Source organism: Sphingopyxis microcysteis (genome assembly GCF_012274265.1).
Taxonomy (GTDB): Bacteria; Pseudomonadota; Alphaproteobacteria; order Sphingomonadales; family Sphingomonadaceae; genus Sphingopyxis; species Sphingopyxis microcysteis.
This window is the reverse complement of sequence record NZ_JAANYY010000003.1, coordinates 699,386-717,796: the sequence shown is the minus strand read 5'-3', so window position 1 is coordinate 717,796 and position 18,411 is coordinate 699,386. Positions and strand designations below refer to the sequence as shown.

At 66.2% G+C, this 18,411-nt stretch carries 15 protein-coding genes and 1 tRNA gene; 9 read left to right on the top strand and 7 right to left on the bottom strand.

Going from position 1 to position 18,411, the window contains the following annotated elements; genetic code table 11:
• Positions 1 to 101: 101 nt before the first annotated feature.
• Positions 102 to 1,700, bottom strand: coding sequence for a spinster family MFS transporter (locus tag G9408_RS11140; RefSeq protein WP_120217834.1), 1,599 nt, complete (start codon positions 1,698 to 1,700; stop codon positions 102 to 104).
• A gap of 107 nt (positions 1,701 to 1,807) precedes the next feature.
• On the opposite strand from G9408_RS11140, the gene G9408_RS11135 reads away from it, so the two are divergent.
• Positions 1,808 to 2,290 carry a low molecular weight protein-tyrosine-phosphatase gene (locus tag G9408_RS11135; protein WP_168454031.1) on the top strand — a complete coding sequence of 161 codons (483 nt, stop codon included), beginning with the start codon at positions 1,808 to 1,810 and terminating at the stop codon, positions 2,288 to 2,290.
• Here the strand turns inward: G9408_RS11135 and thpR are convergent.
• Entirely contained in the window at positions 2,203 to 2,814 is a 612-nt protein-coding gene (thpR, locus tag G9408_RS11130; RefSeq protein ID WP_168454030.1) for an RNA 2',3'-cyclic phosphodiesterase, read from the bottom strand. The two genes, G9408_RS11135 and thpR, sit on opposite strands and share 88 nt — an antisense overlap.
• Before the next feature lie 139 nt (positions 2,815 to 2,953).
• On the opposite strand from thpR, the gene G9408_RS11125 reads away from it, so the two are divergent.
• Both G9408_RS11125 and G9408_RS11120 read left to right on the top strand, forming a co-directional pair.
• On the top strand, positions 2,954 to 3,682 hold the full coding sequence (locus G9408_RS11125; protein ID WP_120217836.1) for a Bax inhibitor-1/YccA family protein: 729 nt from the start codon (positions 2,954 to 2,956) through the stop codon (positions 3,680 to 3,682).
• A 75-nt stretch (positions 3,683 to 3,757) separates the two neighbouring features.
• Complete coding sequence (locus G9408_RS11120; protein ID WP_168454029.1) at positions 3,758 to 4,654, top strand: DUF2785 domain-containing protein; 897 nt, start codon at positions 3,758 to 3,760, stop codon at positions 4,652 to 4,654.
• A gap of 93 nt (positions 4,655 to 4,747) precedes the next feature.
• Here the strand turns inward: G9408_RS11120 and G9408_RS11115 are convergent, their stop codons facing one another.
• Positions 4,748 to 5,383, bottom strand: a complete 636-nt coding sequence (locus G9408_RS11115; protein ID WP_168454028.1) for a glutathione S-transferase family protein — start codon at positions 5,381 to 5,383, stop codon at positions 4,748 to 4,750.
• A gap of 104 nt (positions 5,384 to 5,487) precedes the next feature.
• Between G9408_RS11115 and G9408_RS11110 the strand changes: the two genes are divergently transcribed.
• Positions 5,488 to 6,249: a competence/damage-inducible protein A gene (locus G9408_RS11110; RefSeq protein ID WP_168454027.1), complete on the top strand. Its 762-nt coding sequence runs from the start codon at positions 5,488 to 5,490 to the stop codon at positions 6,247 to 6,249.
• Here G9408_RS11110 and G9408_RS11105 read toward each other — a convergent pair.
• Entirely contained in the window at positions 6,222 to 7,472 is a 1,251-nt protein-coding gene (locus G9408_RS11105) for a TCR/Tet family MFS transporter (RefSeq protein WP_168454026.1), read from the bottom strand. The two genes, G9408_RS11110 and G9408_RS11105, sit on opposite strands and share 28 nt — an antisense overlap.
• Positions 7,473 to 7,615: 143 nt before the next feature.
• Between G9408_RS11105 and G9408_RS11100 the strand changes: the two genes are divergently transcribed.
• Positions 7,616 to 8,392: a transglutaminase-like domain-containing protein gene (locus G9408_RS11100; protein WP_168454025.1), complete on the top strand. Its 777-nt coding sequence runs from the start codon at positions 7,616 to 7,618 to the stop codon at positions 8,390 to 8,392.
• 103 nt (positions 8,393 to 8,495) lie between these two features.
• Here G9408_RS11100 and G9408_RS11095 read toward each other — a convergent pair.
• Positions 8,496 to 8,569 (bottom strand) — tRNA-Gly (locus G9408_RS11095).
• Between the two features lie 48 nt (positions 8,570 to 8,617).
• Positions 8,618 to 9,088, bottom strand: a complete 471-nt coding sequence (locus G9408_RS11090; protein ID WP_168454024.1) for an Lrp/AsnC family transcriptional regulator — start codon at positions 9,086 to 9,088, stop codon at positions 8,618 to 8,620.
• Positions 9,089 to 9,185: 97 nt separating this feature from the next.
• Here G9408_RS11090 and putA point away from each other — a divergent pair, with 97 nt between their 5' ends.
• Positions 9,186 to 12,281, top strand: a complete 3,096-nt coding sequence (putA, locus tag G9408_RS11085; RefSeq protein ID WP_168454023.1) for a bifunctional proline dehydrogenase/L-glutamate gamma-semialdehyde dehydrogenase PutA — start codon at positions 9,186 to 9,188, stop codon at positions 12,279 to 12,281.
• Positions 12,282 to 12,459: 178 nt separating this feature from the next.
• On the opposite strand, the gene G9408_RS11080 is transcribed toward putA, so the two are convergent.
• Complete coding sequence (locus G9408_RS11080) at positions 12,460 to 13,410, bottom strand: tetratricopeptide repeat protein (protein WP_210423316.1); 951 nt, start codon at positions 13,408 to 13,410, stop codon at positions 12,460 to 12,462.
• A gap of 158 nt (positions 13,411 to 13,568) precedes the next feature.
• On the opposite strand from G9408_RS11080, the gene gdhA reads away from it, so the two are divergent.
• The 3 genes from gdhA to G9408_RS11065 are packed head-to-tail and all read left to right on the top strand — an operon-like array spanning position 13,569 to position 18,408.
• Positions 13,569 to 14,924 (top strand): NADP-specific glutamate dehydrogenase, encoded by a 1,356-nt coding sequence (gene gdhA, locus G9408_RS11075; protein WP_168454022.1) that lies wholly within the window; start codon positions 13,569 to 13,571, stop codon positions 14,922 to 14,924.
• 52 nt (positions 14,925 to 14,976) lie between these two features.
• Positions 14,977 to 16,425, top strand: coding sequence for a multiheme c-type cytochrome (locus G9408_RS11070; protein ID WP_168454021.1), 1,449 nt, complete (start codon positions 14,977 to 14,979; stop codon positions 16,423 to 16,425).
• 3 nt (positions 16,426 to 16,428) lie between these two features.
• Positions 16,429 to 18,408 carry a heme-binding protein gene (locus G9408_RS11065; RefSeq protein ID WP_168454020.1) on the top strand — a complete coding sequence of 660 codons (1,980 nt, stop codon included), beginning with the start codon at positions 16,429 to 16,431 and terminating at the stop codon, positions 18,406 to 18,408.
• Positions 18,409 to 18,411: the final 3 nt, after the last annotated feature.

The following is an 18,411-nucleotide window of genomic DNA, read 5'->3' as shown; positions in this document are numbered from 1 at the left end:
TGAATCGTCATCCCGGCGAAGGCCGGGATCTCGACCTTGCAACCGAACGCCCCGATGAAATCCCGGCCTTCACTGAAAACGCATGTCGCCCCGCTTGCGGATCAGCCCGCGGCGGCGCGTTCGACGATCGTCGCTTCGGCCTGCGGAACGGCGCGATAGGCATAGAGCAGCAGGACCAGCGCGATCGGTGCCACCCCGATCAGCGACAAAATCCCCGTGCGCAGGTCGCCGACCGGTTTGCCGTCGACGATCGTCCCCGCCAGATCCGAAATCTGCCCGACCATATACGGGCCGAACGACAGCCCGACCAGCGTGGTGCCAAGGAAGAAGGCGGCGGTTGCCGTTCCGCGCATCCGCGGCAGCACCAGATCCTGCGTCGTCGCGGCCGCGGCACCAAGCGCGGTCGCGCCGAACATCCCGGCCAGGAAGTTCATCACATAGAATAGCGTGCTGTTGTCGGTCGTGTAGCCGATCCAGATCGGGATGATCGGCGCGACGACGCCAAAGATGATCATCAGGATGCGCCCCGCCGGGTTCTTCGCGCGCAGCGCGTCGGCAAGCCGCCCGCCCAGGATAACGCCGACGAAACCGCTGATCGCGCCATTGGCGCCCAGCCAGAAGGCCAGTTCCTGTTTGGGCAGTCCCAGCACGATCTCGGCGTAGGGCGCCGACCAGAAGGCGAGGGCATAGGCGGCGAGGCTGACCATGCCGTAACCCAGCGTCGTACAAATGAACGCCGGGGTGCCCCAGATCAGTCGGAAGGTCGCGCTATCGCGCGCGCGGAGCGTGCAGGCCCAGGAAAAGACCGCATAATAGCCAAGGCCGACGGCCGACCATTGCGGCAAATTGCCGGTCAATTCGATCATCCACCAGGCAAAGGCCGCAATGGCGGCGGCAAAGCCGATGTTGATCGCCAGCGCTGCGGGGCCGCGCTGCCACGCCCCGATCAGCGTGAAGGGCGGGACGATCGTCGACAGGTCCTGGGCAAATTGGCGGAACGGCGCGGGCGAGCTGGGGCTTGCCACCCCGTCCATCGCGCCGCGCACCGGTTCGCGCAGGGTCGCGACCCACAGCGCCACGAGCAGCCCGGGGATGCCGACCGCCAGGAAGGCCGCCTGCCAGCCGACGAGGCCCAGCGGGCCGCCGCCCGGATAGGCATCGTTCCATGCCTTGACGATCAGCGCGCCGATGAACAGCGAAACGCCGCCGCCGATATACAGCCCCGACGAATAGATGGCGAGCGCGGTGGCGCGCTGTTTCTTGGGGAAATAGTCCGAAATCAGCGAGTAAGCGGTGGGGCTCGCGGTCGCTTCGCCGACGCCGACGCCCATGCGGGCAAAGGTCAGCGTGATCTGGTCGCGGGCAAAGCCTGACAGCGCGGTCATCGTCGACCAAAGCGCGAGCCCGATCGACAGCAGCTTCACCCGGCTCCAATTGTCGGCGAGCCGCCCGAGCGGAATCCCGAACAGCGCGTAAAAGACCGCAAAGGCGGCGCCGCCGAGGAAGCCCATGTCGGCGTCGGTCAGCCCCAGGTCGGCCTTGATGTCGACGGCAAGGATGCTCAGGATCTGCCGGTCGATGAAGTTGAGGATATAGACGACGACCAGCACCGACAGCACATACCAGCTGTAGCCGGTGGCTTTCGGTTCCTGAAATTCCGGCGCTGCGGCCGCGTTGGTTTCGCTGGCGGTCTCGGCCATCTGGCAACCCTCTCCCTGACCCACTATCTGTTATCGCTCATGGCTAGCAGAGCCGAAAAATGGCGCAAGTTGAAAGTCGGTTCAACTTTGGCGCGAACAGGAGCGACATGAGCAACAATAGCGACAATGGCCCGGCGATCCTGTTCCTCTGCCTCGGCAATATCTGCCGCTCGCCGCTCGCCGAGGGCGCCGCGCGCGCGGCTTTCGCCGCCGCCGGGATCGCCGCGCGGCTCGATTCGGCGGGAACCGGCGACTGGCATGTCGGCCATCCGCCCGATCGCCGCGCCGCGGCCGAAGCGCGGCGCCGCGGCACCGACATTTCGGACCTGCGCGCGCGGCAATTGGCGGTGGAGGATTTCTACCGCTTCGACCTGATCCTCGCCGCCGATGCCACGAACCTGCGCGACGCCCGTGCGCTCGCGCCCGCCGATGCGACCGCGCGCGTCCGGCTGATGCTCGATCTCGTCCCGGGGCGGCAGGGCGAAAGTGTGACCGATCCCTATTATGGCGCCGACGATGGTTTTGCCGCGACCTGGGCCGACGTCAGCGCGGTCGCCGCCGCGCTCGTCACCGAAACGTCCAAAGGATAGCGCGCCACGGGGTGATAGCGCGACCCGCCATGGCCCATTTCGCTTTCGTAGAGGATAACGTGGTCGAAGACGAACGGCGCGCTCGCCAGATCGCCGTGCTGTGCCAGGAAGGGCGCGACCGGCCCCGCCGACCGGTTGAGCCGCGCCAGCGCGATGTGCGGGACAAAGGCGCGGGGTTCGGCGTCGATGCCGACGCGCCCAAGCAATTGATCGACCTTGCGGTGCAGTCCCGCCAGCGCCGCCGCCGGCTCGACCCCGGCCCAGACAGTGTGTGGCCACCCTTTGCGCTCGAACATTCCCACCCCGGCGATCCGCGCGATGATCGAAGGCGCATGGAGCGCGCCGAGCGCGGCGGCAACGTCTTCGGCGCGGTGGCGGTCGACCTCGCCGATAAAGCGCAGGGTCAGGTGCAGCTGGTCGTCATCCTGCCAGCGCGCCGCCGATATGCCGTGCATCGCGGTGCGCAGCAGGTCGCGGACGGGGCGCGGCGGGCGCAGCGCGACGAACAGGCGGTGGGTCGACATGGCCCCGGCAGCATAATCGCTCGCGCAGCCGCAGCCACCGAAACTTGGGCCATTTCCGGTTTCGCTTGAAAGCCGGAGAGAAAATCACGATATTGCCACCTACGGTCGGTATGGGCTGACCGGTGATGGAGTAATGACAATGGCGAATTGGAACGACCCCAATATGGCGGCTTCCGGTTTTGGGGCCGGCGCGAACGCAATGGACCAGGCCGTCGATGCCGGCCTGCGGTCGTACATGCTGTCGGTTTACAATTATATGGCGTCGGGCGTGCTGCTGACGGGTATCGTCGCGCTGCTCGCCTTCCAGTCGGGCTTTACCGCCTCGATGGTCGGCACTCCGCTGATGTGGGTGGTGATGCTGGCGCCGCTGGCGTTCGTGCTGGTGCTGAGCTTTGGTATCAACAAGCTGTCGACGACGGCGGCGCAGGCGCTGTTCTGGGTCTATGCCGCGGTGATGGGTCTGTCGATGTCGACGATCTTCATCGCCTTTACCGGCACGTCGATCGCCACGACCTTCTTCGCGACGGCGGCGGCCTTCCTTGGTCTCAGCCTCTATGGCTACACGACCAAGAAGGATCTGTCGGGCTTCGGCACCTTCCTGATCATGGGTGTGGTGGGCATTCTGGTTGCGATGCTGATCAACCTGTTCGTGCAGTCGAGCGCGCTGGCGATGGCGATCAGCGTCATCGGTGTGCTGCTGTTCGCAGGCCTGACCGCCTATGACACGCAGAAGATCAAGAGCATGTATTTCTATGTCCGCGGGACCGACTTTGTCGGCAAGTCGGTGGTGATGGGCGCGCTGACGCTCTACCTCGACTTCGTCAACATGTTCACCTTCCTGCTCAATCTGCTGGGCAGCCGCGAATAAGCGGACGGACATCGAACAAACAACGGAGCCCGGCGGAGCGATTCGCCGGGCTCTTTCTTTGTGAGGGGGATGAGGATGAAACGGATTTGGGGCGCGGTCGGTGCCGCGATGTTGCTGACGGCGCTGCCCGGCGCGGCAAACGCCAATGAGGCTTGCGCGGTCGCGCGGCCCGACGATGGCGATCTCAAGGCCTTTGCCGGTCGTTATTTTGCGGTCGCCGACCATGCCGCGATCGACGCCCTAATTGCCTGCCTCGGCGACCCCGATCCCGCGGTTCGGGACGATTTTGCTTTCGCGCTGTGGACGCAGGGACTGCGCGGCAAACATCTGAAACCCGATGGCCTCCGCTACGCGATGCAGCGGCTGACGGCGATCCTTGCCGCGCCCGACGACCCCGCGGGCTTTCGCCGTCCCTTCGCCGTGCTGGCGCTGTCGGAAGTCGCGCGCGCCGACCGCGTCGAACCCTTTTTGACCGAAGCCGAATTGCACGCGCTCGCCGCAACCGGCGCGACCTATTTGCGCGGCGTCACCGACTATCGCGGTTTTGTCGAGGGGCAGGGCTGGCGGCACGGGGTCGCGCACGGCGCCGACCTGTTGATGCAGCTGGCGCTTAATCCGCGTCTGGCGCGCGCCGACGCCGACCTGATGCTCGGCGCGATCGCCGCGCAGGTCGCGCCGGCGGGATCGCATCCCTATGTCCATGGCGAGGCGCGGCGGCTGGCGCGGCCACTTCTGTTCCTGGCGAAGCGCACCGACATCGACGATGCCGCGTGGGCGGCGTGGTTCCAGACGCTGCACCCCAGCGATGCGGCGCGCTGGAAAGCGCCCTATGCCAGCGCTGCGGGGCTGGCGGCGGTCCATAATAGCACGGCCTTTGCCGACGCCGTCTATGTCGCGGCGAGCGAATCGCAGGATCCGCAGGTGCGACGGCTGGCGCCGCTCGCCGCCGGATTGCTGAAAGCGCTGCCCTAGCTCCGCTGCTTCATTCAAACCGTAGCCCTGATCCGGTCGAAGGGCGCTTCTCGGCGAGGCGCCCTTCAACAGGCTCAGGGCTATGGTGAGAATTTACGCCGGATTCGCCGCCTGCATCTCGGCGATCAGCGCATTGTCGATCGCTTTCGCGCGCTGGTACGCGGCGCGTGTCCGCAAAGGCGCAACATAGGCCTCGAATGCCGGGCGCGAGGGGATCGTCCCAAATTGCAGCCCCCAGTCGAGCTGGCTGCCGACATAGACGTCGGCGGCGCTGAACCGATCGCCCGCCACGAAAGATTTGCTCGTCACTGCGGTTTCGAGCGCATCGAGCGCCATTGCCAGCGAACCGAAACCCGCCATCCGTTGCTGCTCGCCCTCCGGCTCCAGCCCGAACTGTTTCGATATGATCGCCTGTTCGACCGGCCCGGCGGTGAAGAACAGCCAGCGATAATAATCGGCGCGCGCTGCGGTCGGCGGCGCCAGCCCGGCAGCGGGGAAGGCGTCGGCCAGATAGGCGCAGATCGCGGCGCATTCGGTGACCACGCGGTCGTCATGGACGATCGCGGGAACCTTGCCCATCGGATTGATCGCCAGATAGGCGGCGTCCTTCATCGTCGTGCCATAATCGAGGATGCGCGGTTCGTAGGACGCGCCGACCTCCTCCAGCATCCAGCGGACGATCTGGCCGCGCGACATCGGGTTGGTGTAGAAAATCAGCTCGTCGGCCATCGCGTTTCTCCCTTGCGCATTACGAGTCGACATTGAACATAACAAGAACAAGGATGCGGGTCCACCGGACTTGTTTTGTCACGGGGTGCGGTTAAGGCAGAGCGATGAGCGAAGAACGCATCTGGACCGCCGCCGTGCTGGTGATTGGCGACGAGATTCTCTCGGGCCGCACCCAGGACAAGAATATCGCCCAAATCGCGACCTGGCTGGACGCACAGGGCATCCGGCTGCGCGAAGTGCGCGTCGTGCCCGATGTCGAGGACGAGATCGTTGCTGCACTGAACGCGGTGCGCGCGCGCTACGATTATGTTTTTACCACCGGCGGCATCGGCCCGACGCACGACGACATCACGGTCGATGCGGTCGCCAAGGCGCTCGGCGTCGGCGTCATCGTCCACCCGGAAGCACGCGCGATCCTTGAACGCTATTATGGCGGGCGCGGGCTGGAACTCACCGAGGCGCGGCTGCGCATGGCGCGCACCCCCGACGGCGCGGAACTGATCCCCAACCGCATGTCGGGCGCGCCGGGCATCCGCATCGGCAATTTGTTCGTGATGGCGGGGGTGCCGCATATCACCGCGGGGATGCTCGACGCGCTGACCGGCCAGCTGGAGGGCGGCGCGCCGCTGATCGCGCACACGATCGGCGCCTGGTCGCCCGAAAGCGAGGTCGCCGACCTGCTGCGCCAGGGCGAAAAGGAGCATCCGGGGGTCGTGATCGGCAGCTATCCCTTTTTCCGCGACGGCAAGGTCGGCGCCAATTTTGTGATCCGCTCAACGTCGGCGGCGGACGTCGCCGCCTGTGTCGCAATGCTGACGGCGGGGCTTGAGGCTGCGGGCTATGCGGTGACCGACGGCGGCATTTGATCGCCCGCGTCGTCGCTGGTCCGGGTGACCCGCGGCAAGCGGCGCAGCATCAGGATCGCGAGCAGGCCAAAGATTGCCGCCACAATGAACGCGGCGCCCGGGAAATGCACCGGGGCCGCGGCGGCGGTGAAATAGGCCATGGTGCCGGTCAGCACGATCGGCGCAACCAGCTGGCCCAGCCCCATCGCCATTGCCGAAATCCCCTGCACCTCGCCTTGCGTGTCGGCGGTGGCGCGGCGCGACATCAGCGCGTTGAGCGACGGCTGCACCGGTGCCTGCAAGGCGATCGGCAGCAACAGCAGGAACGCGCCCCAGGTCGAGGTGACAAAGGCATAGCCCAGATAATTGGCGACGGCGATCGCGATGCCGATCGTCGCCGCATCGCGCTCGCCAAAGCGCGCGACCATCGGGCCGACAACGAACGTCTGCCCCAATGCGATCATCACCCCGACCGCCGCGAGGCTGGCGCCGATCATCCCCGGCGTCCAGCCGAGCTGCGCGATGCAGTAAAAGCTCCACGTCATCGGATAGACGAGGCTCGCGATCTGCCATAACGTCAGCACGCTCGCGACTCCGCCCATGCCGGGCAGGCTACGCATCGTTGCGAGCGCGCCGAGCGGATTGGCACGCCGCCAGTTGAAGGCGCGGCGGCGCTCGGGCGGCAGGGTTTCGGGAAAGATGAACAGGCCATAGAGCATGTTGGCGGCGGCGAGGATCGCCGCGGCGACGAAGGGCGCGCGCGGGCCGATCTCGCCCAGAAAGCCGCCGATCGCCGGACCGGCGACAAAGCCGACCCCGAACGCCGCGCCGACGAAGCCGAAATTGCGCGCGCGCTGCTCCGGCGGGGTGATGTCGGCGATCGCCGCCTGCGCCGCGGCATAGCTGCCGCCGAACACCCCTGACAGTGCCCGCGCGACGAACAGCCATGGCAGTGTTTCGACGATCGTCAGCAGCGCATAGTCGATCGCGAGCCCGCCGAGCGACAAGAGCAGCACGCGCCGCCGCCCGAAGCGGTCGGACAGATTGCCGAGCACCGGCGACGCCAGAAAGGTCGCGACCGCCATCACCAGCCCGATCCACGCTCCGACCTCGATTGCGTGGGGCAGGTCGATGCGCCCGACCTCCATCACGAGCTGCGGCAGCACCGGCATGATGATCCCGAAACCGACCGCGTCGATAAAGATGGTGGCGACGATGAAGGGGATGGTACGCGATGCGGTCACAAAATGCCCCGACGAAGAATGGGTTGGCGGCTCATAGCGCGCGGGCGCCAAATCGCGCCAATGCTTTTCGTCGATATTTTCGATTGTGCCGATGTTTTTCTGGCCCTAGCGGCACCGATCCCGTTTTGGAGCGTTCCCAGCCGATGAAACTCGAAATCACCGCCGCGCTGGACTATCGCCTCGGCGATCCGGTCGACCTGATGCTGCATATCGAGGCGGCGGCAATCCCCGAGCAACTGATCCTGAACGCGGTGCTCGACGTCGGCGACTGCGAGTATTTTGCCCGCGTTCCCGCGCAGGACATGATCGGCGACCGCATCTGGCTGCGCCGCGGCGGCGAGCTCAATGTCCGGTACCGCACGACGGTCGAAATCGTGCGCAATGTGGTTGACTACCGGAGGCTCGACAAGGTGCCGATGCACCGATTGCCGGGCGAGACCGTCCAATATCTCAACGAATCGCGTTATTGCCCAGCGAACAAGTTCATCCACTTCGTCCAGGACGAGTTTGGCGATGCCGAGGGCGGCGCCAAGATCGGGCGGATGCGCGATTGGATCGAGGCGCATTTCACCTATGTGTCGGGGTCGAGCGACGCCGAAACGGGGGCGCTCGACAGCTTTGTTGAACGGCAGGGGGTGTGCCGTGACTATGCCCATGTGATGGTCAGCCTGGCGCGCGCCGCGGCGATCCCGGCGCGCATCGTCAGCGTCTATGCGCCGCACGTCGAACCGCAGGATTTCCATGCGGTGGCCGAGGTGTTTCTCGGCGGTGCCTGGCATCTGGTTGATGCGACAGGCATGGCGAAAGCGAACGAAATGGCCAGGATCGCCGTCGGCCGCGACGCAGCCGACATCAGCTTTCTGACCGCCTATGGCGAAATCGAGCTGCTGAACCAGCAGGTGACGGTACAAGCGATTTAAGGTGGCACCGGCATGGCAAAGCCATGCCGTCGATCCTCGCTGCGCGAGGTCGGCCGGACTTTCGCTGATCGCGATTTAGCTCCGCTAGACCGCTGCGAAAGTCTGGAGCGGGTGAAGGGAATCGAACCCTCGTCGTAAGCTTGGGAAGCTTCTGCTCTACCATTGAGCTACACCCGCCCGGGGCTGCGCGATTGGCACAGGTGAAGGCGGCGGTCAATATCGCGGTCAGCGCGCCGTTTCGCTGATCGTTTCCATCGCGACGAAGGTCGAAGTGCTGGCGACGTGCGGCAGGCTGGAGATTTTTTCGCCGAGCACGATGCGGTAGCGGCGGATGTCGGGGGTGCGAACCTTGAGCAGATAGTCGAAGCTGCTGGCGATCATGTGGCATTCCTCGACCTCGGGGATTGCGCGCACCGCCGCGTTGAATTGCTTCAGCGCCGCCTCGCGCGTGTCGGACAGCTTGACCTCGGCAAAGGCGACATGGTCGAGGCCGACCTTGGCGGGGTCGACGATCGCGGCAAAACCCGTGATCACGCCCTTGTCGACCAGCCGACGGACACGTTGCTGGCACGGGGTCTTGGATAGGCCGACGCGCTGCGCGAGGTCGGTGAAGGTGATGCGGCCGTCGCGGCGCAGAATCGACAGGATTTTGCGGTCAAAGTCATCCATATCGACTGTAGTTGGCGCATCTCTCATATCAATCGACTAAATTAGATCTGAAAATAGGTCAAAAGATATATTTTCTGGCGACCAAATGGTCGGATTGCCGTATCGTCCTGCGCTATGGTGCGGCATGACCGAACTCACTGCCCGCGCGCCCCTTCGCGCCCTCGCCCGCCGCAACGAGGCCGACATCGTCGCCGACCTGCGCGCCGCCCTTGCCACCGCGCCCGCCAGCGTCGAGGCGGTGACCCGGCGCGGGCTCGACCTGATCCGCAAGGCCAAGGCCGAGGGCGACCGCGAGACGCTCGTCGCGCAGCTGATGAACCGCTATCGCCTGTCGACCGAGGAAGGCGTCGTGCTGATGTGCCTCGCCGAAGCGCTGCTGCGCGTTCCCGACAGCGCGACCGCCAATGCGCTGATCCGCGACAAGATCGCCGGGCGCCACTGGAAAGAGGGCGAGGATGAGGACAGCCCGCTGATCGTCGCGCTGTCGGCGCGCGGCCTGTCACTGGGGTCGGCGACGCTGATGCTGGATGCGATGGGCAGCAAGGCGAACCCGCTGACCCTGCTCAAATCGATGATCCGCCGGTCGGGCGAGCCGGTGATCCGCCAGGCGGCGCTCGCGGCGATGAAGCTGCTCGGCCAGCAGTTCGTGATGGGCGAGACGATCGACGCCGCGGTCAAGCGCGCCAATAAGGAAAAGTCCGAGCTTGCGAGCTTTGACATGCTCGGCGAGGCGGCGCGCACCGCGGAGGATGCGGCGCGCTATTATGACAGCTACGCCGATGCCATCACGCGGATCGGCAAGGATGCGAAGCCGGGCGATCCGCACGCGAATCATGGAATTTCGATCAAGCTGTCGGCGCTGCATCCGCGCTATGAATATCTTCAGCGCGACCGGGTGATCGGCGAGCTGGTGCCGAAGGTGATCGAACTCGCGAAAGCGGCGCGCGCGGTCAACATCCCGCTGATGATCGATGCCGAGGAAAGTGACCGGCTGGAACCGCATATGGATGTGTTTGCGGCGCTGATCGACGCGGGCATCGCCGACGGCTGGACCGGCCTCGGCATCGTGATCCAGACGTATCAGAAGCGCGCGCCGGCGGTGATCGACTGGCTCGCCGAACGCGCCCGGACGCGCGGGGTGAAATTGTCGATGCGCCTCGTCAAGGGCGCCTATTGGGACACCGAGATCAAGCGCGCGCAGACGCTGGGCCTCAGCGACTTTCCGGTGTTCACGGCAAAACTCCACACCGACCTCAACTATATGCGCTGCGCCCAGCTGCTGCGCGACGCGCAGGATTGCATCTATCCCGCCTTTGCCAGCCATAATGCGATGACGCTGGCGTTCGTCGCCGAGCTGTTCGCGGGCGCCGATTACGAGTTGCAGCGGCTGCATGGCATGGGCGAGGGCGCACATGACGCGCTCGTCGCGCTGTTCCCGCCGCCGCGCCCCGTGCGCGTCTATGCCCCCGTCGGCACCCACCGCGACCTGCTCGCCTATCTGGTCCGCCGCCTGCTCGAAAATGGCGCGAACTCCAGCTTCGTCCATCAATTTTCCGACCCCGACGTCAGCGCCGAACAGCTCGCGGTCGATCCGCGCAGCGTCGCCAGCGCGGCCTCGTCAAAGATCGCAACCGGCATCGGCCTGTTCGATCCGGCACGCCGCAATTCGCGCGGCTATGACCTTGGCCAACCCGGCGTCCCCGAAGCGCTGGTCGCTGCAATCGGCGCGGCGCGGCGCAGCGACAGGGTCGCCGCCCCGATCGTCGGCGGGGTGACGCGCGGCGGCGCGGCCGAAGCGGTGCACAATCCTGGCACCGGCGCCATCGTCGGACAGGTGATCGAGGCGGACAAGGCCGTGGTCGATGCGGCAGTTGCCGCGGCCATCGCCGCGCAGCCCGACTGGAGCCTCGCTGGCGGTGCGTTCCGGGCCGAGCGGCTCGAACGGGCGGCCGACCTGCTCGAGGAACATGACGCGCTGTTCCTCGGCCTCGCGATCGACGAAGCGGGCAAGACTTTGGTCGATGCGATCGCCGAAGTGCGCGAGGCGGTCGATTTCCTGCGCTATTATGCGGGCCAGGCGCGCGCCGACTTCACTTACCCTGTCGAACTCCCCGGCCCGACCGGCGAGCGCAACGAGCTGATGCTTGAGGGCAAGGGGGTGTTTGTCGCCATCAGCCCGTGGAACTTCCCGCTCGCCATCTTCCTGGGGCAAGTGTCGGCGGCGCTCGCGGCGGGCAATGCGGTGCTTGCGAAGCCCGCCGAACAGACCCCGCTGATCGCCCACGCCGCGGTCGAACTCCTCCTCGAAGCGGGGATTCCCGGTGATGTGCTCGCGTTCCTCCCCGGCCGCGGCGAGACCGTCGGCGCGGCGCTGACGGGCCATGCCGACATCAGCGGCGTCGCCTTCACCGGATCGACCGAGGTCGCCCGCGCGATCAACCGCGCGCTGGCCCTCCGCGACGGGCCAATCGCGACGCTGATCGCCGAAACCGGCGGCGCTAACGCGATGATCGTCGATTCGACTGCGCTTCCCGAACAGGTCGCGCGCGACGCCGTCGCCAGCGCCTTCCAGTCGGCGGGGCAACGCTGTTCGGCGTTGCGGCTGCTGTGCGTGCAGGAGGATGTCGCCGACACGATGATCGCGATGGTCGCGGGCGCGATGGCCGAGCTCAACATCGGCGACCCGGCGCTGCTGGCAACCGACGTCGGTCCGATCATCGATGATGAAGCGCAAGCGAACATCGCCGCCTATGTCGCCGAAGCGCGCGCTGCCGGGCGGGTGATCGCCGAAGCGGCGCGCACCGATCTGCCCGCGGGCGGTCATTTTGTACCGCCGGTGGTGATCCGCCTCGATCATGTCACCGACTTGAAGCGCGAGATTTTCGGCCCCGTGCTGCACGTCGCGACGTGGAAGGGCGGCGAGCTCGACGCGCTGATCGACGCGATCAACGCCTCGGGCTATGGCCTCACGCTCGGTGTGCATACGCGGATTGACGGGGTCGCGGCGCATATCGCGGCGCGCGCGCAGGTCGGCAATGTCTATGTGAACCGCAACCAGATCGGCGCGATCGTCGGCTCACAGCCCTTTGGCGGGCGCGGGCTGTCAGGGACCGGGCCCAAGGCGGGCGGGCCGCACTATCTGCACCGCTTTGCTGAGGAAAAGACGATCAGCACCGACATCACCGCCGCGGGCGGCAACGCGGCGCTAATGGCGGGTTAGAAGCGTTTCGCACGAAGACACAAAGGCACAAAGAGCGTTTTGTCCCGTTCGCCCTGAGCTTGTCGAAGGGCCGTTCTTTCTTTTGACCGCGGAAGAAGAACGGTGCTTCGACAAGCTCAGCACGAACGGAGAGTGGATGGTCTTCGTGTCTTTGTGTCTCCGTGCGAACCAAATCATTCTACGCCCCCGGCACGCCCAGCAACTGCGCTTGCGCCTTGAGCCGCCCCGCCGCGCCGGGGTTCGCCGCAATCCCGTCCTTCAGCGCCTGCGTGGCTTTCGCCGTCTCGCCCAGCGTCATCCGGCTGCGCATCAGCATGATCCAGCGGTCGACATCGGCTGGATTCGCTTTCAGCTTGGCCTCCAGCCCGTCGACCATGCCCTGGATCATCGCATCCTGCTGTCCCTTCGGCAGCTGTGATGCCGCTTCCATGTCGGCGCGGCTCGGCCCCGGGATCGCGCGCGCCGCGACGGGCATCTCGTCGGCGGTCAGCGGGCGCGGCTGCGTGCTGGCGAGCCGCGCGGCGACGTCGATCTTGTGGATCGCGCCGACCTGTTCGATCGTGCGGCGGAGGTCCGCTTCCCACGGCGCCCCCTGCGGCGTGTCGGCGAGCAGCGCAAACCAGTCGTCGATCGCGCCCTGATGATCGCCGCCGATGTCTTTCTTGACTGCCAGGAAATAGCGCGCGCGCGGATCTTTGGCATCGAGCGCGATCGCCTTGTCGAACGCGGCAAGCGCCGCGGCGGGCATCGGGTCGCTGTCGCTGCCCATCACCCGCGCTTCGCCCAGCGCCGACCAAAGGCCCGCCGAACTGGGGGACAGCGCGGTCGCCTTTTCATACGCCGCCGCCGCCGCGCCAAATTCGCCAAGGTCGAATCGCGCCGCGCCCAGTGCGGTCCAGGCGTCGGCGCTGTTCGGCTCGCTTTTCGTTCGCGCCTCCAGCGCGGCGAGCTGGTCGCCGGGCGCAGCTGCATTTGGCGCCGCCGGGTCGATCGCGGCAGGCGCCGAATCGCGCCAGATCGCATAACCGATTGCGGCGGCGAGCAGCACGACTGCGGCGATCAGGATGGCGCGGTTGGTACCGGTCATGCCGCGCTGCTTGTCGTCGGCCATGCTCTTGGTCTCGCTCATTTTTGCCCCTTTACCCGGCGCGCGAAAAAATGCCGCCTGTGCGCGCTGTCATATTGCCTTTGCTTGGCGATGGTGTAGCCTTTGACATACAAGGTCGGTCAACGATTAAAATATCGTCGGGGTCGCACCGGCTTTCCCAGTCATCAGGGGAGGGGTGCATGGCAGTATCGGATCACGTCGATTTTGCGACGTTCATGGAGGGCGTGAAGAAACGCAACCCGGGGCAACCCGAGTTCGTCCAGGCGGTGCAGGAGGTGTCCGAGGACATCTTTGATTTTATCGCCGACAAGGAAGAATATCACGCGCAGCAGATTTTGCGGCGGATCGCCGAGCCCGACCGGGTCGTGTCGTTCCGCGTCTGCTGGGAAGACGACAACGGCAATATCCGCGTCCAGCGCGGCTGGCGCGTCCAGAACAATAACGCCATCGGCCCATACAAGGGCGGCATCCGGTTCCACCCGTCGGTCACCGAATCGGTGCTGAAATTCCTCGCCTTCGAACAGACGTTCAAAAATGCGCTGACCGGGCTGCCGATGGGCGGCGGCAAGGGCGGGTCGAACTTCAATCCCAAGGGCAAGAGCGTGCGCGAGATCATGCGCTTTTGCCAGAGCTTCATGACCGAGCTGTATCGCCACATCGGCGCCGACATCGACGTCCCCGCGGGCGACATCGGGGTGGGCGGACGCGAAATCGGCTTCATGTTCGGCCAGTATAAGCGGATCACCAACGAATTTACCGGCGTGCTCACTGGCAAGGGGCTGGAGTGGGGCGGTTCGCTGATCCGCACCGAAGCGACCGGCTATGGCGCCGTCTATTTCCTCGCCAACATGCTCGCTGCCAAGGGGCAGGATCTGGTCGGCAAGACCGCGGTCATCTCGGGGTCGGGCAATGTCGCGACGCACGCGGCGGAAAAGATCGTCCAGCTGGGCGGCAAGGTGCTGACACTCTCCGATTCGGGTGGCTTCATTCACGATCCCGACGGCATCACCCAGGAGAAAATCGACTGGGTGAAGGCGCACAAGACGCACCGCCGCGGCCGGATTGAGGAATATTGCGACGAATTCAAGGGCGCCACCTTCACCGCGGGCAAGACCCCTTGGGGCGTCAAATGCGACGTCGCCTTGCCATGCGCGACGCAGAACGAGCTGCTCGGCGACGATGCCAAGACGCTGGTCGCCAACGGCTGTATCGCGGTGTCGGAAGGTGCCAACATGCCGACCAACCTTGAGGGCGTGCACGTGTTCAAGGATGCGAAGATCATGTTCGCGCCGGGCAAGGCCGCCAATGCCGGCGGGGTCGCGGTGTCGGGGCTGGAAATGAGCCAGAACAGCGGACGCCGCAGCTGGAGCGAGGCCGAGCTGCAACAGATGCTGAAGGACATCATGGACGGCATCCACAAAAGCTGCCTGACCTATGGCGATCGGGGCGGCGGCTATATCGACTATGTGAAGGGTGCGAATATCGCCGGTTTCAAGAAAGTCGCTGACGCGATGCTGGCTTTCGGGGTAGTGTAGTTGCGGTCCTGAGCGCAAAAGCGCCGGACCGGGGGAAAAGGGGTATTCGCGAATGACGACGCACGCTGGAAAGGGGCGCGGCGATCGGGTCTGGGCGGCGCTTGCTGTTCTGGCGCTGATGCTGCTCGCGATTGCGGCGTTCGCCTTCGCTCCCCCGGCGCAGTCGCAAGGCGACGTCGGCGCCCGCTACACCGGGGTCGCTTCGTGCGCGGGATCGACCTGTCATGGCCGGATGGAAGGCGACGGCACCGTCGTCCGCCAGGACGAGCTGATGAAATGGCAGGAACCCTCGACCCCCGGCGGCGCGCACAGCCGGGCCTGGGCGGTGCTCAGTAACAACCGCAGCCAGTTCATTGCGCGCAACCTCGGCATCGGCGACCCTGCCACCGCGCAGATGTGCATCGGCTGTCACGCCACCGCAGGAGCGGTCGCCGCCAAGGGCGCAATGCGCGGCAGCGTGCCGACCGAGGATGGGGTCGGGTGCGAATCCTGCCACGGTCCCGCGGGCGGCTGGCTTGCCAGCCATTATGCCGGAGTCGGGACCAGCGCCAATCCCGACGCCGAAATGCGCCAGAAACATCTCGCCAATCTGGCGGCGGGTCTCAAGAAACTCGAGGATCCGGTGGTCCGCGCCGGGGTTTGCGTCGATTGCCACTTCGGATCGGCGACCGACGGCCAGTTCGTCACCCACCGCATCATGGCGGCGGGGCATCCGCGCATCGCTTTCGAGCTCGACCTCTTCTCGACCCTGCAGGCGCATCATCAGGAAGATGCCGATTATGGCTGGCGCAAATTCGGTTCGGCGACCGGGCGCACCGACCATGTCCAGATGTGGGCGGTGGGACAGGCGACCGTGATCGAACGCAGCCTCACATTGTTCCAGTCGCGCCGCGGCACCGAGGGGATGTTCCCCGAATTCTATTTCCTCGACTGCCACAGCTGTCACCGCCGCATTTTCGATCAGGCGAAGCCGGTTCGGACCGGCGTTGACAATCCGGGGCGCCAGATTCCCGAGGGGATGCCGCCCTATAATGACGAAAATCTGATCATGCTCGCCGCCGCCGCCCGCATGGCGTCGCCCGCACTGGCCGACCAGCTGGCGGCGCGCACCGTGGCGTTCCACAAGGCGATGGCGACCGACCGGGCGAGCGCGGTGCAGGCGGCGGCGCAGCTGTCGCAGACCGTCGCGGCGCTCAAGAGCGCCTTTGCGGCGCGCAGCTTTTCGGGCGCCGACGCCTTTGCGATGGTCGACGCGATTTCGGCGAAAGCGATCAACGATCGCTTCACCGACTATTCGGGATCGCAGCAAGCGGTGATGGGGGTCGATACCTTGCTCAACGCGATGGTGTCGTCGGGGCGCGTCACCGTCGGCGCAGCCGCGGGCATCCGCAGCGACATCGACCGCGCCTATGCTGCGGTGAAGGACCCCAACGCGTACAAGCCCGCCGAATTCCAGGCATCTTTCGGCAGCGCGGTGCGCGCGATCCGGGCGCTGCGGTAAGTCATGCAGGGCAAGGCGCATCTTTTCCGCTCGGCGGCGTTTGCGGCGATGGGGGCGCTGCTGCTGACATCGTGCGGCGGTGGCGGGGGCGGTGGCAGCACCCCGACCCCCAGCCCAGCGCCCGCACCGGCGCCCACCCCGACCGGCGGCCTCTATACCCCGCCTGCCGCCGAAGCGCTGACCGTCGCCGACGTCGAGCGCGTAATGGCGCAGGCGATCGCCGAAGCGCAGGCGCGTAATCTGCCGTCGGTGATCGCGGTGACCGACCGCGTCGGCAATGTGCTCGGCGTCTTCCGCATGACCGGCGCGCGCGCCACCGCGACGACGTCGGCGGCGCCGAACGGCATCAGCATCGACGCGCAGAACGTCACTTTCCCTGCCGAGGGCGGCGCGATCGCCAAGGCGGTAACCGGCGCGTATCTCTCGAGCGGCGGCAACGCCTTTTCGACGCGCACCGCCAGCCAGATCGTGCAGGAACATTTCCCGCCCGCACCGACCACGGTCGGCCTCGAAAGCGGCCCCTTGTTCGGGGTGCAATTTAGCCAGCTGCCGTGCAGCGACCTGTCGGCGCGTTTCGGCGCGGCGGGCAGCGCGGCGCTGATCGGCCCGAAACGCTCGCCGCTCGGCCTCGCCGCCGATCCCGGCGGGCTACCGCTCTACAAAAATGGCGTGCTCGTCGGCGGCATCGGGGTGATGGGCGACGGCGTCTATGGCAGCGACCCCAACATCCTCGACATCGACAACGACGCCGAAGAGTTCATCGCGCTCGCGGGGACGCGCGGGTTCGAGGCGCCGTCGACGATCACCGCCGACAAGATCACCGTCGACGGCACAAGCTTGCGCTTTTCCGACGCGACCTTTGCCGGGGTGCAAACGAGCGGCAGCGCCAGCTTTGCCAGCCTCAACGGCAGCGCGGGCAATCTGGTGGCGGTGATCGGCTATGCCAATGCCGCGATCACCGCGGGGGTTGCCTATGGCAGTGAGGCGTCGGGCATCCGCGCCGCGACCGCTGCTGAATTTTCGAACCGCGACGCCTTTATCCTGACCGACGGCAGCGGGGCGAACCGCTATCCGCTCCGCGCCGGGACCGATGGCGCAACCAACAGCGCGCCACTGACGCAGGCCGAAGCCCGCGCGGTGCTCGAGGAAGCGTTCACGGTGATGAGCCGCGCCCGCGCCCAGATCCGCCGTCCGCTCGACAGCCGCGCGCAGGTGACGATCAGCATCGTCGATACCCATGGTTCGGTACTCGGCATCGTACGCTCGCCCGACGCGCCGATATTCGGCACCGACGTCAGCTTGCAGAAGGCGCGCACCGCAGCCTTCTTCTCGCATCCGCAGGCCGGCGCCGAGCTCAGCGCCAACGCCAGCGCCGACATCCGCCAGTTCGTTCCCGCGACGCGCAGTTTTCTGAACAATTCGGCGGCGCTCACCGGGACGATCGCCTTTTCCGACCGTGCCAATGGCAACCTGTCGCGCCCCTATTTTCCCGACGGCGAAGTCGGACGGCCGCAGGGGCCGCTGTCGCGCCCGATCGCGCAGTTCAATCCCTTCTCGACCGGGCTGCAATCGGCGCTCATCATCGGCAATCTCGGTGCGCATCTGGGGTTTGTTTCGGGCGCCAGCGCGACCGACACACCGGCACGCTGCACCACTTTGCCCGACGTCGCGGCGGGGCAGAACCGGCTGCAGAACGGCATCCAGATCTTCCCCGGCTCGGTCCCCATCTATCGCGGCAGCCAGCTCGTTGGCGCGATCGGCGTGTCGGGCGACGGCATCGATCAGGATGACATGATCAGCTTCCTCGGCGCGCATAATGGCGGCGCGCGCGTCGGCGGCATCGGCAATGCGCCAAGGACGATCCGGTCGGACAATGTGGTCGTGACGCTCGCCGACAATCGCACCGTCCGGCTGCGCTATATCAGCTGTCCGTTCGCGCCGTTCCTCGACAGCGCGACGCAAAATGTCTGCGACGGACTATAGGCG

Excerpts from the sequence above, each read along its gene's own strand:
- G9408_RS11140 (WP_120217834.1), bottom strand. The coding sequence starts at position 1,700 with ATGGCCGAGACCGCCAGCGAAACCAACGCGGCCGCAGCGCCGGAATTT.
- G9408_RS11135 (WP_168454031.1), top strand. The coding sequence starts at position 1,808 with ATGAGCAACAATAGCGACAATGGCCCGGCGATCCTGTTCCTCTGCCTC.
- thpR (WP_168454030.1), bottom strand. The coding sequence starts at position 2,814 with ATGTCGACCCACCGCCTGTTCGTCGCGCTGCGCCCGCCGCGCCCCGTC.
- G9408_RS11125 (WP_120217836.1), top strand. The coding sequence starts at position 2,954 with ATGGCGAATTGGAACGACCCCAATATGGCGGCTTCCGGTTTTGGGGCC.
- G9408_RS11120 (WP_168454029.1), top strand. The coding sequence starts at position 3,758 with ATGAAACGGATTTGGGGCGCGGTCGGTGCCGCGATGTTGCTGACGGCG.
- G9408_RS11115 (WP_168454028.1), bottom strand. The coding sequence starts at position 5,383 with ATGGCCGACGAGCTGATTTTCTACACCAACCCGATGTCGCGCGGCCAG.
- G9408_RS11110 (WP_168454027.1), top strand. The coding sequence starts at position 5,488 with ATGAGCGAAGAACGCATCTGGACCGCCGCCGTGCTGGTGATTGGCGAC.
- G9408_RS11100 (WP_168454025.1), top strand. The coding sequence starts at position 7,616 with ATGAAACTCGAAATCACCGCCGCGCTGGACTATCGCCTCGGCGATCCG.
- G9408_RS11090 (WP_168454024.1), bottom strand. The coding sequence starts at position 9,088 with ATGAGAGATGCGCCAACTACAGTCGATATGGATGACTTTGACCGCAAA.
- putA (WP_168454023.1), top strand. The coding sequence starts at position 9,186 with ATGACCGAACTCACTGCCCGCGCGCCCCTTCGCGCCCTCGCCCGCCGC.
- G9408_RS11080 (WP_210423316.1), bottom strand. The coding sequence starts at position 13,410 with ATGAGCGAGACCAAGAGCATGGCCGACGACAAGCAGCGCGGCATGACC.
- gdhA (WP_168454022.1), top strand. The coding sequence starts at position 13,569 with ATGGCAGTATCGGATCACGTCGATTTTGCGACGTTCATGGAGGGCGTG.
- G9408_RS11070 (WP_168454021.1), top strand. The coding sequence starts at position 14,977 with ATGACGACGCACGCTGGAAAGGGGCGCGGCGATCGGGTCTGGGCGGCG.
- G9408_RS11065 (WP_168454020.1), top strand. The coding sequence starts at position 16,429 with ATGCAGGGCAAGGCGCATCTTTTCCGCTCGGCGGCGTTTGCGGCGATG.